Source organism: Bradyrhizobium sp. HKCCYLS2038, from assembly GCF_051167655.1.
Lineage (GTDB): Bacteria > Pseudomonadota > Alphaproteobacteria > Rhizobiales > Xanthobacteraceae > Bradyrhizobium.
In genome coordinates, this window is the sequence record NZ_JBNPTM010000004.1 from 848,391 (window position 1) to 861,194 (window position 12,804).

Consider the following 12,804-nt stretch of genomic DNA (forward strand, 5'->3'; position numbering starts at 1 on the left):
GGTCGGTAACGGCGAGCGCGCCTGCAACGACTGAGATCTCCGGGACTTGGCGCCACATGACGCCAGCCTTTGCAATGGCCCATCGCGTGTCACACCACCGGCGTCGTCCCGGCGAACGCCGGGACCCATACCGCGTGATGTCTGAAACAGGCAGGCCGAGAGTCCCGTGCAAAACAATTGAACCCTGTGGTTATGGGTCCCGGATCGGCGCGCTTCGCGCTTGTCCGGGACGACAGTTGAGGTTGACGCGCGGGCGTTGCCTCCGGGACAGAGTTCAAGGCGTGCGCCTTCGTCCTCGCGACACGATGCGCCCGAGCTGTGCTGAAACTCACCGCCCTCGAATAACAGAGGGCGCAGGGAAGGCCGGGCGCTGGCCGCGCCCGTGGCCCGCCTGCGAAAAAAATGCAGGCGGCAGGTACCACAGGTCTGGCCGAGAACGCCCGGCCCTCCCTGCGCAACGGTTTTAACGGCTGCTTCGCGTTCTCCCTGGTGCGCCGGCTTGCTGGCCACCATCCCCACGCGAGGCGAAGCCTCGTCGTGAGTTGATATCAGCGTCGGGATATCAGGACCGCGCGACTTGACCGTGCGTGCATCGATCGTTCGTCGGCGAGGACTGAACCACGCTGCGTCGACACACACCCATCGCATCCCACTGCCAACGTCTCGTGACGGTCGCGACACGCCCCTCATGCGGCAGCAGGGACGCGCGGAAATGTGCAGGTGATTTGCCCGACGGTGCAAGGGGAAATGCTGCGGCAAACTAACACGACGGGCAGTTTGCGCATGGGAGGGATGCTGATAGCTCCATCGTCATTGCGAGCGCGGGCTGATGATCGTCGAATTTTTGAACGAGCGACTCAATCCACCGTCATTGCCGGCGCGGCGACGTGTCCGCCGAAGCCGGCAGGGCGTTGGCGGAGCAATCCAAAGCTCTGGGTGTCGCCCCTGGATTGCTTCGTCGCTGCGCTCCTCGCAATGACGGGTGGAGGCAGTGTGCCACGAGTAGTCGCAAGATCTCTGCCGCGTGATGACCGTGACCTCGTGTGGCCGCGTCGGCAGTGGGCTCCCCTCCCCCTTGCGGGGAGGGGTTGGGGGTGGGGGTCCGCGGGCGCTGAATTGAGTGAGTGCGGACAGTCAGAGCAGCAGCGCGCGAAGACGGATGGCGGATGTTCGGCTTTGAAGCGCCGATTCTCATCGACCGCGGGACTCGTGGTCCCCCACCCCCGACCCCTCCCCGCAAGAGGGGGAGGGGAGTGCACCGCGCCCGGGGGTGAGAGGCGGTGTTCTCGGCAAAGCGAGAGCTACGCCACGCCCTCTCAGAATGACGTGCCGCCGCCGAACCTGAATTCCTGCACGACGTCGTATTTGCCCTTGGAAAGCGGCACGGCGTAGTCGAAGCGCAGCGGGCCGAAGGGCGAGGCCCAGATCAGGCCGACGCCGACCGAGGAGCGGACGACCTTGCTGTCGTCGTATTGCAGGGCGCATTTGCAGGCGGCGGAGTTGACCTCGCCGGTGGCAGCCCAGGAGGTCGGGCCCTGGTAGCCCCAGAGCGAGCCGGCGTCGGCGTAGACCGAACCTTTCAGGCCGACCTCCTTGGGCAGGAACCAGAACGGCATCTGCAGCTCGGCCGAGGCGCCCCAGTATTTCGTGCCGCCGAGCGCATCGCCGGTCGCGCCGAAGCTGCGATAGGTGATGTCGCGCGGACCGATGCCGTTGGAGGCGAAGCCCCGGACCAGGTTCGGGCCCATCTGATAGTGGTCGAGCATGCGCAGGTCCTTGTCGCCGATCTTGTTGATGACGCCGCCCTGCAGATGGATGACGCTGACGATCTCGGAGACCAGCGGGCTGAAATATTTCGCGTCCACCGCGGACTTCAGGTAGCTGACATTGCCGCCGACGCCGGCAAAATCCTGGCGCCAATCGACCAGCAGGCCATCGGTCGGGTTCTTGGTGTTATCGAGCGTGTTGTAGTTCAACGTATAGCCGAGCGCCGAGGTCAGCGCGGCGCCGTCGCTGAGCTCCTTGCGGACCGGCAGCGACGATTCGCCGTCGCCATAGCAGCCATAGCCGTAGACGCCCGACGTGGTCGCATTGGTCGGATCGACGCCGCCGAGCACGCTGGCGACATAGGCCGGGGTCGGATTGAAGGCGAGCAGTCCGTTGGCCGCGTTGTTGTTGCAGTTCGCCAAGTAGGACGGCAGCGTGACCTCCTGCCGGTACAGCGAATAGCGCAATTGCAGCGAGAGGTCCTCGCGCAGCTGGAGGCCGAGCCGCGGGCTGAAGCCGACCGTGCGGGTGCCGTAGCTGGTGGTGCTGTTGGCGAGCTGCTGGCGATAGGAGACGTCGAGGCCGAGCGCGACGCGGTAGTCGAGAAGATACGGCTCGACGAAGGACAGCGACACGCCGCGCGCATACTGGCCATAGGTCACCGCGGCCTTCGCGAACAGGCCTCGCCCCAGGAAATTGCGCTCGGAGATCGAGACTTCGGCAAGCGCACCGTCGGTGGTCGAATAGCCGCCGGAGACCGAGAAATCACCGGTCGACTTCTCCTCGAGACTGACGATCAGGATCACGCGATCGCTCGACGAGCCGGGCTCGGCGGTGATCTTCACGTCCTTGAAGAAGTCGAGGTTCTTGAGCCTGCGCTCGGCGCGGTCGACCAGCGCGCGGTTGTAGGCATCGCCCTCGGAGAGGTCGAACTCGCGGCGGATGACGTAGTCGCGCGTCCGCGTGTTGCCGCGCAGCGTGATGCGCTCGATATAGGTGCGCGGGCCCTCGTCGACGGAGAACACGATCGCAACCGTATGCGCCTCGATGTTGCGATCGCCGCGCGGACGCACGATCGCGAAGGAGAAGCCGCGGCGCGAGGCCTCGATCTGCATCTCCTCGACCGACTTCTCGAGCTGCTCGACGTTGTAGAGCGCGCCGGCATTGACGCGTGAATAGCCGCGCAAGGCGTTGCCGTCGAAGCCGGCGACGCTCGACTGGAACTGCACCGAGCCGACACGATATTGCTGGCCTTCGTCGATCTGGAAGGTGACCAGGAAGCCCTTCTGATCCGGATCATACTCGGTCAGCGCAGCGACCACCTGGACGTCGGCATAGCCGTTCTTCAGGTAGAAGCGGCGGATCAGGTCGCGGTCGGCCTCGACACGGTCGGGATCGTAGATGTCGTTGCTGGCGAGGAAGCTCAGCCAATTCGTCTGGTGCGTCTTGATAACGTCGCGCAGGCGCGCGGCGGAATAGGAATTGTTGCCGACGAAGCTGATCGACTTCACACTGGTCTTGACGCCCTCGACGACGGTGAACACGAGATCGACCCGGTTGTTGGGCTGCTCGATGATCTCAGGCGTGACGCGCACGTCATAGCGCCCCGAGCGGCGGTAGATCTCGGCGATGCGCTGCGCATCGGACTGCACCATCGGCCGCGACAGCGTGCCTCGCGGCTTCGACTGCACCTCGGCCTGCAGCTGCTCGTCCTTGACCTTCTTGTTGCCCTCGAAGGCGACACGGCCGATCACGGGATTCTCGACCACGCGCACGATCAGCCGGCCGCCCTGGCGCTCGATCTTCACGTCGGCGAACAGGCCGGTCGCGATCAGGGCCTTGAGGCCGTCGTCGATCTGGCCGGCATCTAGCGCGCCGGACGGCCCCGTCTTGAAGTAGGAGCGGACGGTATCGGCTTCGATGCGCCGGTTGCCCTCGACGGTGATCGCGGTCGCGGCCGCGGCAGGTGCCGCCAGTGCCGTGCGCGGCAACGATGTCACCGGCAGGGCCAACAGCATCAGGGCGAGCATGCCCGGCAGTCTCAGGCGCATCATCGACGCTCTTTCGATCATCAGAGTCCTCGGCGCGCCAATGGTGGTCGGCACGCCCCATGGAATCGCTGATGCCCGTCAAAGATGGTCGCGATGCGCCAATCTCGTTTCGCGAATTGTCGATTGATACGCAGCGTGGCTGGATGTTTCCGGATGGAAATGTTGGGCAAGTGATGCCGCCGCGAGGCACCGGTGGCGACTAATAAGTGTACCGTCCGCACTGGGACCGGAAAGCCACGCGGTCTCCGGACATCTCCGTTAAGAAATTAGCCGGCGGCAGCGGCATTCGGCGTGTTCCGACATCAAATTCTACAAAATAGCTGATACCGGCAATACGCCGGAAAAACGACAGTGCTACATGCTGGGCGTCCGAGCTAAGCCCCAAGTAGTTCGGCCAAGGCCCGGTGCGCGCAGATTCCCATTCTTATTCCAGCGCACCGGGCCACCCGTTTTTTCAAGTTAACGCGATGCGCGTGACTGCGCCCTCTCCCCTTGTGGGAGAGGGCATGTAGGAAGGTACGGCAGGCTCGGTTGGGTGAGGGGTTCTCTCCACGAGCGCGACTTGCCGAGACATACCCCTCACCCAACCGCATGCGTGGATGGGCCGTACATGCCCTCTCCCGCAAGGGGCGAGGGCGCTGTATCTGGCAGCGCGCCGGCGGCTGTTTTCTCGACCATCCGTCCGACGGTTCCCCGCTCTCGGACCCGAATCACGACAATCTCCGTCGCTGTTGCGAAATTGCCTCTGGATCGGGCTGTGAAAAACGATCAAAACGGACGCCAGCGCCGATGGTTAATCGCGTCTTAACCTCGCCCCCTCTATGGTGACCGCAAAGGCACCGGTTCATGGGCGATCGGCGGCTTCAACTGGTTTGGCGCGCGTTTTACGTATGGCAATGACCGCTTCATCCCCCGCGCCCGCTGGCGCCAGCCATTCGGAGAGCGAACGCTCGCCGTTTGCGCGGCTGAACGAGCTGCTCGCGCCCCATTCTCCCGGCAAGCCGATGATCACGCTCGCCGTCGGCGAGCCGCAGCATCCCGTTCCGGGCTTCGTCGGCCCGGTGCTGGCGCAGCACATCGCCGATTTCGGCCGCTACCCGGCGGCGAAGGGAATCGAGCCTTTCCGCAAGGCCGCGAGCGCCTGGCTGTCGCGCCGATTCGTGCTGCCGCGCGCTGTTGATCCCGAACACGAGATCCTGGTACTGAACGGCAGCCGCGAGGGACTGTTCTTCGCCGCCCATGCCGCGCTCCGCCACATCGGCCCACGCCGCGGCAAGCCTGCGATCCTGATGCCGAACCCGTTCTATCCAGTGTATGGCGTCGGCGCCCGCACCGCCGGCTGCGATTCCATCTACCTGCCGACCACGCGCGACAACGGCTTCCTGCCCGACCTCGATGCGATCGACGAAGCGACGTTGGCGCGCACGATCGCGTTCTACATCGCGACGCCGGCCAACCCGCAGGGCTCGGTGGCATCGGCGGACTACATGCGCAAGCTGGTCCAGCTCGCAAACCGCTTCGGCTTCCTGATCTTCAGCGACGAATGCTACTCGGAGATCTACACGCGCCAGGCGCCCGGCAGCATGCTGGAGCATGCCGGTCCCGACTACACCAACGTCGTCGCGTTCCAGTCGCTGTCGAAGCGCTCCAACGTGCCGGGCATGCGGATCGGCTTCGCCGCCGGTGACCGCAAATTTCTCGCCGCCTTCCACGAGCTGCGCAACGTCGCGGCGCCGCAGGTGCCGGTGCCGCTACAGCACGTCGCCGTCGCCGCCTATGCCGACGAGGCGCATGTCGAGGAGAACCGGCGGCTGTACCGCGCCAAGTTCGATCTCGCCGACCAGATCATCGGCAACCGCTACGGTTATCAGCGGCCCGACGGCGGCTTCTGCGTCTGGCTCGACGTCGCCGATCGCGGCGGCGACGAGTCGGTGACGACCAGGCTGTTTCGCGAGGCCGGCGTGCGCGTCGTGCCCGGCAGCTATCTGGCGCGGCCGCAGGCCGACGGTTTCAATCCGGGGCTGGGCTATATCCGGCTGGCGCTGGTGGCCGACGCTGAAACGACCGGCGAGGCGCTGCACCGGCTGGTCGAGACGCTCGGGTAATCGCGGGGCGGATGCGGATGCCGGCGATCGAGCGAGTCATTCCCCTGGTCAACCACCTGCCGACGTCGCTGCGCGACGCGCTGGTGAAGCGGCTGCGCGAGCTCGCCGGCCTCTGCCTGATCGCGCTATGCGGTGTCGCCGCCGCGGCACTGATGACGTGGTCGGTGCAGGACCCGAGCCTGTCGCATGCGACCTCGCGCGCGATCCGCAACATCGTCGGCTATCCCGGCGCGATCAGCGCCGACCTCCTGATGCAGATTCTCGGCCTCGGCTCGATCATGGCGATCCTGCCGCTCGCCATCCGTGGCTGGCGGATGATGACGCACCGGCCGTTCGACCGCGAGGCGCTGCGGTTCGGCGCCTGGGTGCTCGGTGCCGCCATCGCCGCCGGCTTCGCCAGCTGCTGGCCGCGCTCGCATGCCTGGCCGCTGCCGACCGGCCTCGGTGGCGTGGTCGGCGACGCCCTGGTGCGCGCGCCCGCCGTGGTGTTCGGTCCGCCCGGCGCGATCTACCGGCTGGTGCTCGGCAGCCTGCTCCTCATTGCCATGATCGGCTGCCTGCTGGTCGCTGGCGGCATGGGCGCCAAGGAAGCCGATCCGAGCCTGCTGGCGGACGACGAGGACGATACGCCGCTCGCCGATCCCGAGGACGACGACGACCGCAAGGCGATCCGGCTCGGCTGGGTGTTCCACGCCATCATGAGCGCCAAGGCGCAGGTCGCCTGGTTCCTCTCGACCGCCTATCGCGCGCTGGTCTCCTCCGGCCCGCAACCGCGCACGGCCTCCGGCCGCCAGGAGCCGAGCCTGAGCGGCGCCCGCTCCAAGCCGACGCTCGCCCCGGAGATGGAGGATGACGGCGACGAGGAGGAATCCGGCGAGGACGAGGAGGAAGAGGAGGAGGAGCCCGCTCCGCGCGCCCGCAAGAAGCCGGCCGCCAAGGCGCCGCCCAAGAAGTCCAACGACAAATACGACCTGCCGTCGGTGTCGATGCTCGCGGCGCCCAAGGCCGCCGACCGCCAGCCGCTGTCGAAGAGTGAGCTGGAGGCCAATTCGCGCGCGCTGGAAGGCGTGCTGCAGGATTTCGGCGTGCGCGGCGAGATCGTCAAAGCCAATCCGGGCCCGGTCGTCACCTTGTACGAGCTGGAGCCCGCGCCCGGCATCAAGTCGTCGCGCGTCATCGGCCTGGCCGACGACATCGCCCGCTCGATGAGCGCGCTGTCGGCGCGCGTCGCCGTCGTGCCCGGCCGCAACGCCATCGGCATCGAGCTGCCGAACGCGCATCGCGAGAAGGTCTATCTGCGCGAGCTGCTGGTCGCCAAGGAGGCGACCGAGAGCGTCGCCAAGCTGCCGCTCTGCCTCGGCAAGAATATCGGCGGCGAGTCCATCATCATCGATCTCGCCCGCACCCCGCACATGCTGATCGCCGGCACCACCGGCTCGGGCAAGTCGGTCGCGATCAACACCATGATTCTCAGCCTGGTCTATCGCCTCCGGCCCGACCAGTGCCGCCTGATCATGGTCGACCCGAAGATGCTCGAGCTCTCCGTCTATGACGGCATCCCGCATCTGCTGACGCCCGTCGTGACCGACCCGAAGAAGGCCGTCGTCGCGCTGAAATGGGCGGTGCGCGAGATGGAGGAGCGCTACAAGAAGATGGCCAAGCTCGGTGTGCGCAACATCGACGGCTACAACGCCCGCGTCGCCGAAGCCCGCAACAAGGGCGAGGAGCTGACGCGCACCGTCCACACCGGATTCGACAAGGAGAGCGGCAAGGCGATCTACGAGGAGGAGAAGCTCGACCTCGATCCCCTGCCCTACATCGTCATCATCGTCGACGAGATGGCCGACCTGATGATGGTCGCCGGCAAGGACATCGAAGGCACGGTGCAGCGCCTCGCCCAGATGGCCCGCGCCGCCGGCCTGCACGTGATCCTGGCCACCCAGCGTCCGTCGGTCGACGTCATCACCGGCACCATCAAGGCCAACTTCCCGACCCGCATCTCCTTCCAGGTGACGTCGAAGATCGACAGCCGCACCATCCTCGGCGAGATGGGCGCCGAGCAGCTGCTCGGCCAGGGCGACATGCTCTACATGGCCGGCGGCGGCCGCATCAGCCGCGTACACGGCCCGTTCTGCTCCGACGAGGAAGTCGAGAAGGTGGTGCGCCACCTCAAGACGCAGGGCTCGCCGGAATATCTCGAGGCGGTCACCGCCGAGGAGCCGAGCGAGGAGGACGGCGCCGTGTTCGACGCCACCGGCATGGGTGGTGGCGGCGGCGGCGACGACCTGTTCTCCCAGGCGGTCGCCGTGGTCAAACGCGACCGCAAGGCCTCCACCAGCTACATTCAACGCCGGCTGCAGATCGGCTATAACAAGGCCGCCTCGTTGATGGAGCGGATGGAACAGGAAGGCATCGTCGGCCAGGCCAACCATGCCGGCAAGCGCGAGATCCTGGTGCCCGAGGAGGAAGGCGGGTTCTGATCCCCGCCCGCTTTGGTCCCAGATCCGCCGTTTCCAGGTCGTAACTTCACGCAATTACGATCACGCTGACCGACTGAACCAGGATAGAAACGCGTAAGACATCAGGACGCCGTTTTGCAAAGCCCCTTCTCGACCAGCTCATTTTCATTCCCCGAACCGCCGCGCGGACGTCGCATGTCCGCCTGGATGGTGGCCTTCGCCGTGACCGCATGTGCCATCGCCGGCTCGGCCGGCCATGCCACCGCTCAGGGCACGACGGCTCCCAAGCCGGGCGCGAAGCCGGGCTCCCAGCTCTCCGCCTCCGAGCAGCAGCGCGGCGGCCAGGCAGCCATCCAGACCACGCCGCCCAACCCGATCATTCCCGATCCCCGGCGCAACGTTCCGGCGAGCATCTTCACCTCGTTCGACGCCAACCAGAAGGCGCAGGCGGCCAAGGTCAGTGCCTATCTGTCGTCGCTGCAGACGCTGGTCGGAAACTTCGTCCAGGTCGGCCCCGACGGCAGCAAGACCAAGGGCGATTTCTACATTCAGAAGCCCGGGCGGTTGCGGTTCGAATACGAGCCGCCGAGCCCGATCGACCTCATTGCCGACGGCTCGGCCGTCGTGGTGCGCGACCGCAAGCTGGCGACCCAGGACGTCTATCCGCTGTCGCAGACGCCGCTGCGCTACCTGCTGTCCGATCGCATCGACCTGCTCAAGGACACCAACGTCATCGCGATCGCGGCCGACGATCTCTACGTCACGATCACGATCGAGGAGAAGCAGGCGCTGGTCGGTACCAGCCGGCTGATGCTGATGCTCGGCGCCAAGGACGGCCAGCTCAAGCAGTGGACCGTGACCGATCCGCAGGGCTACGACACGACGATTGCCGTCTACAATCTCGACACCACCAAGAAGCTCGATCCGGCGATGTTCAAGATCGACTTCACGAACTACGCGACGCCGCCCGGCTGACGGCCGGGCGCTCCCTAGCCGCCTCTTGGCCGCCCCCTGGCGATCAGCGGGTTTCGAGCCCGCGGACCTTCCACTGCGCCTCGGACAGCACCAGCTTCTCGTAGCGCTTGCGCGCCTCCTCGACATCGTCGGCCGGCATCTCGCTGCCGCCGGGGCGGGCGCGCAGGATCATCGAGGTCGTGGCCCAGCTCAGCCGCGCCGCCTTGCACGCCAGCAGCAGATCGGTGAGACGGTCGTCCTCAAGCAGCGATTCGATCGTCTCGATGGAGACGACGCAGAGCAGCGCCAGCGCCGCGATGACCGCCGGAATGTCGCTGGTGACGCAGAACCGGTTGACGGCGGAATCGCCGAGCTTGCCGGTGCGGTTGAGCGCCGACACCTCGGCCTTGACCTGATCGTAGTCCCACATCGCGCGCATCGCCGCGCCGGCGGACCGGGTCGGGGCAGCCTGCAGGGTCGCGCGGGTGGCCGGCGGCGCCGCCTTGATGAAGCGGGCGCGGGCGCCCTCGCTGGCGGCGGTGACGAAGGCCCGTGACAGCTTGGCCGGCAGGTCGGTGCGCAGCGCCAGCTTCTCGGCGAGATCCTCGTCGCGCTCGGCGATCTTGAACAGGCTGCGATAGCCGTCCTCGGACAGCCGCGCCGTGAGATTCTGCGCCAGCGCCATGCGCACCGGCGGGAAGCCGCGCGCGATCAGCTGGGTGGTGATGGTGTCGCCAACGCCGCGGCGACTGGCCAGCGCGACCAGATGCGCGGGGCTCAGGGTCCTAACGAATTCGGCGAGGTCGCGCTCGGTCAGCACCGGCGCCTTCGCCAGCATCGGCCCGGCGACGCGCAGGTCGGGATGCACGGCGAGCAGTCGCGCAGTCGCGTGCGGCGCGCGCTCGACGCCGGCCAGCGCCATGCTCAGCTCGGCGAGCACGTCGGTCGAGACCTGCGGCATCAGCCGCGCGAACATCTGGTCGTAGAGATCGAGCTGCTCGTCGGGCGCCGGCCGCGGTCCGGCCAGAAACAGGCCGGTGGTCCGGCGCAGCATGTCGGTGGCGAGCTCGGGGACCGTCCTCACCTCGCCCGCTTGCGGTTTGACGGAGGCAGCTGCCGGAGGCGCTGGAGGCATCGCAGGTCTCTTTCTGGTGGCGCCCGGCCGCTGTGCGGAGGGCGCGCATCGCTCATCAATTTGCGACAGAATGCGAACGCCCGACTAAAGGGGCGTTAAGCCCGATGCTGGGAACATGGTAGTCGCCGTCCCGTCGTTAATGGATTGCACCACACCGACTCCAATGTTCCTGTATTGTTCTTGCGAACACCGCAGGCTTCCGTTAGCCTCTCTGCCGGGAGGGGCACCATGGTCCAGCGCGTTTCCACCGTCGCCTTCGAGGGGATCGAGGCCCGCGCGGTCGACGTGCAGGTCCAGGTCGCGCCGGGACTGCCGGCGTTCGCGATCGTTGGCCTGCCGGACAAGGCGGTGTCGGAGGCGCGCGAGCGGGTGCGCTCGGCGCTGATCGCCTCGGGGCTGGCGCTGCCGGCGCGGCGCATCACCGTCAACCTCGCCCCGGCCGACGTGCCGAAGGAAGGCAGCCATTATGACCTGCCGATCGCGCTCGGCCTGATGGCGGCGATCGGCGCCATTCCGCCGGATGCGCTCAGTGGCTTCACCGTGCTCGGTGAGCTCGGGCTCGACGGCTCGATTGCCCCAGTGGCCGGCGTGCTGCCGGCCGCGATCGGGGCCAATGCGCGCGAGGAGGGCCTGATTTGTCCGGCGGCCTGCGGCGCCGAAGCGGCGTGGGCCAGCCCGGACCTGGAGATCATCGCGGCGACGTCGCTGATCCAGATCGCCAATCATTTCAAGGGCACGCAGGTGCTGTCGCGGCCGCAGCCGAAAATCCAGGAGGCGCCGGCGAGCCTGCTCGACCTGCGCGACATCAAAGGCCAGGAGAGCGGCAAGCGCGCGCTCGAGATCGCCGCCGCCGGCGGGCATCATCTGTTTCTATGATGGCCTTTTAAAACCATCAAGAATGCCGGTCGTTTTGCGCTCCGGATGTTGGTGTATGTAGATGCCATCCGACCTTTGTGGATGGGTGTCGATGTCGGGATATAAATTTCCTGCCGCAGTGAGGTATGCGGTCTGCACGGTCCACGGATCGCATTGTTACCTATGCGGTAAGCCCGTCGATCTCCAGACGATGCGTGTCGATCATGTCCTTCCCCGGTCGCTGATCAACCAGCCGGAGCGGCTCTCGACGATACTCGCGGAATATGGCCTACCCCGGAACTTCGAGATCGAATCGTTCGAGAATTGGTTACCGGCCTGCGAACCCTGCAATGTCGCCAAGGGTGATCGGGTATTTCAGGCAGCACTGATCGTCCTGGTCCATCTCGAACGGGCCAGATCCAACGCTGCGAAGACCGAAGCAGCTGCAAACCGGGTTATTCAGAACCAGGCGATATCGAAGGCCTTAAATACCCTTGAGCGAGCGTTGGATGCTCGACAGATCGATCTGTCCATCCTTGATCCTCTGATCCGCGATTACCGGCAGTCTGCGAATCAAAGCGGCGTTGCTGAGTTCAGGATCTCTCCAGGCCAGACCGTGATTTATGAGGGCGATTCCTACCAAATCCTCAGGGGGCAATACGGGGTTGGATATCGTCCCTCCCGGGAAGACGTGGATAGCTCGTTTCAATGCCCGCACTGTGGCACCTATGGGCCCTGGAGTGGCGCACGATGTTTAGGTTGTGGCCACCTCATCGAACTCGATTAGCGCAAGTTAAAGGGCCCGCATATACGTACGCGGGCCCCGCTTGTTTGACTAATCTGAGGGCGAAGCCGGTGGCGCAGCAGTTCTTTTGGAACTCGTGTTCGTTCGTTTGGGAGCCTGAGCACCCTGCGGGTTCATCCATTCCATGACATCGGAGTCCAGCTTGTTCTGTGAGCACCCATCTCGTTCGTGCTCAAGATAAGCCAGCAACTCCTCGATCGACATTTGACCCAACAACAGCACCGCAGATCTGCGGCCGCACATCACGATAAATCCTCCACCACTATAAACCACGTACTCTCCGTAGTGCCCTCGGCCGCTTTCCAGTGCCTCCAATACCGCTGCACGAATACAGAAAAGCTCAAACCGTGTATGCGGAGCGCTCACCATCAGCCAGTCCACCACATCGGTGACGACACGTGTCGCCGGTGGTTCACCCTCGTTCAGAAATTCTTGGAAGTGTCGCTGCCCCTCCACGTCCACCTGAAAATCGATTCGTCTCCTGACACGATCAACCAGCTTGTCCGACAGCTTTCTACTATTCTTCACTAGATCTACTCCCTACGCTCGATCACGGACGATGTAGCTGTCGGAAGATCGCTATAGGCAGCCGACAACGCTTGAAGAATTCTGTCCCGGTCGCTGGTGTTGATGAACAGAATGCTGTTCGGACCCTGAACGAACAGATTGTATC

7 protein-coding genes and 1 pseudogene are annotated in these 12,804 nt (G+C 65.4%); 5 read left to right on the top strand and 3 right to left on the bottom strand.

What is annotated here, in order from left to right:
* Positions 1 to 1,316: 1,316 nt before the first annotated feature.
* The gene (bamA, locus tag ACQR1I_RS21840) at positions 1,317 to 3,821 is read right to left on the bottom strand and encodes an outer membrane protein assembly factor BamA (RefSeq protein ID WP_434866596.1); all 2,505 of its coding nucleotides are present in this window, start codon (positions 3,819 to 3,821) and stop codon (positions 1,317 to 1,319) included.
* Positions 3,822 to 4,708: 887 nt separating this feature from the next.
* On the opposite strand from bamA, the gene ACQR1I_RS21845 reads away from it, so the two are divergent.
* From ACQR1I_RS21845 to ACQR1I_RS21855, 3 genes are all read left to right on the top strand, one after another.
* The gene (locus tag ACQR1I_RS21845) at positions 4,709 to 5,923 is read left to right on the top strand and encodes an aminotransferase class I/II-fold pyridoxal phosphate-dependent enzyme (protein ID WP_434866597.1); all 1,215 of its coding nucleotides are present in this window, start codon (positions 4,709 to 4,711) and stop codon (positions 5,921 to 5,923) included.
* Between the two features lie 11 nt (positions 5,924 to 5,934).
* Positions 5,935 to 8,403, top strand: a complete 2,469-nt coding sequence (locus ACQR1I_RS21850; RefSeq protein WP_434866598.1) for a DNA translocase FtsK — start codon at positions 5,935 to 5,937, stop codon at positions 8,401 to 8,403.
* Positions 8,404 to 8,577: 174 nt separating this feature from the next.
* A complete protein-coding gene (locus ACQR1I_RS21855; protein WP_434866599.1) occupies positions 8,578 to 9,357 on the top strand; it encodes an outer membrane lipoprotein carrier protein LolA in 780 nt (259 codons plus the stop codon).
* 43 nt (positions 9,358 to 9,400) lie between these two features.
* Here ACQR1I_RS21855 and ACQR1I_RS21860 read toward each other — a convergent pair whose 3' ends face one another.
* Complete coding sequence (locus tag ACQR1I_RS21860; protein WP_434866600.1) at positions 9,401 to 10,471, bottom strand: DUF2336 domain-containing protein; 1,071 nt, start codon at positions 10,469 to 10,471, stop codon at positions 9,401 to 9,403.
* A gap of 228 nt (positions 10,472 to 10,699) precedes the next feature.
* Here ACQR1I_RS21860 and ACQR1I_RS21865 point away from each other — a divergent pair.
* Positions 10,700 to 11,344 (top strand): annotated as a pseudogene (locus tag ACQR1I_RS21865) (magnesium chelatase domain-containing protein); the annotation flags it as partial.
* 193 nt (positions 11,345 to 11,537) lie between these two features.
* Positions 11,538 to 12,113, top strand: coding sequence for a hypothetical protein (locus ACQR1I_RS21870; RefSeq protein ID WP_434866601.1), 576 nt, complete (start codon positions 11,538 to 11,540; stop codon positions 12,111 to 12,113).
* Between the two features lie 48 nt (positions 12,114 to 12,161).
* Here ACQR1I_RS21870 and ACQR1I_RS21875 read toward each other — a convergent pair whose 3' ends face one another.
* Positions 12,162 to 12,659, bottom strand: coding sequence for a hypothetical protein (locus tag ACQR1I_RS21875; RefSeq protein ID WP_434866602.1), 498 nt, complete (start codon positions 12,657 to 12,659; stop codon positions 12,162 to 12,164).
* Positions 12,660 to 12,804: the final 145 nt, after the last annotated feature.

Bases quoted from the DNA above. Each gene is read 5' to 3' on its own strand.
- ACQR1I_RS21850 (WP_434866598.1), top strand. From the start codon at position 5,935: ATGCGGATGCCGGCGATCGAGCGAGTCATTCCCCTGGTCAACCACCTG.
- ACQR1I_RS21860 (WP_434866600.1), bottom strand. From the start codon at position 10,471: ATGCCTCCAGCGCCTCCGGCAGCTGCCTCCGTCAAACCGCAAGCGGGC.
- ACQR1I_RS21855 (WP_434866599.1), top strand. From the start codon at position 8,578: ATGTCCGCCTGGATGGTGGCCTTCGCCGTGACCGCATGTGCCATCGCC.
- ACQR1I_RS21845 (WP_434866597.1), top strand. From the start codon at position 4,709: ATGGCAATGACCGCTTCATCCCCCGCGCCCGCTGGCGCCAGCCATTCG.
- ACQR1I_RS21870 (WP_434866601.1), top strand. From the start codon at position 11,538: ATGCGTGTCGATCATGTCCTTCCCCGGTCGCTGATCAACCAGCCGGAG.
- bamA (WP_434866596.1), bottom strand. From the start codon at position 3,821: ATGATGCGCCTGAGACTGCCGGGCATGCTCGCCCTGATGCTGTTGGCC.